The following is a 628-nucleotide window of genomic DNA, read 5'->3' as shown; positions in this document are numbered from 1 at the left end:
CCAACAAGTGGGCTCCTACTGCTTGTACGCACACGGTTTCAGGATCTATTTCACTCCCCTCTCCGGGGTTCTTTTCGCCTTTCCCTCACGGTACTGGTTCACTATCGGTCAGCCAGGAGTATTTAGCCTTGGAGGATGGTCCCCCCGTCTTCAGTCAAGGTTTCTCGTGCCCCGACCTACTCGATTTCACGTGATCAGATTTTCGACTACGGGGCTATCACCCGCTATGGCCAGACTTCCCAGTCTGTTCGTCTAATCCGTCACACGCTTAAGGGCTGGTCCCCGTTCGCTCGCCGCTACTAGGGGAATCTCGGTTGATTTCTTTTCCTCAGGGTACTTAGATGTTTCAGTTCCCCTGGTTCGCCTCTTGCGCCTATGTATTCAGCGCAAGATACTCATCTTGTGATGAGTGGGTTTCCCCATTCAGAGATGTCCGGGTCGCAGGTTGTTTGCCACCTCACCGAACCTTATCGCAGGCTACCACGTCTTTCATCGCCTCTGGCTGCCTAGGCATCCACCGTGTGCGCTTCATTGCTTGACCCTATAACCCGAAGGAGTCTGGGGTTCGCAATGATAACGATTGCCGGATACGCTTGAGACGTATCACAATACAATTTACGTAGAAACG

The 628-nt window shown here is 52.7% G+C and carries 1 other annotated feature.

Annotation, left to right across the window (positions count from 1 at the left end):
- Positions 1–26 precede the first annotated feature (26 nt).
- Positions 27–527: a sequence feature (23S ribosomal RNA rRNA prediction is too short), on the bottom strand.
- Positions 528–628: the final 101 nt, after the last annotated feature.

The sequence above is a fragment of the Halomonas sp. BC2 genome (genome assembly GCF_002078115.1).
Lineage (GTDB): Bacteria > Pseudomonadota > Gammaproteobacteria > Pseudomonadales > Halomonadaceae > Vreelandella > Vreelandella stevensii.
Note: the sequence above shows the minus strand (reverse complement) of the source record. Positions and strands in the feature narration are given on the sequence as shown.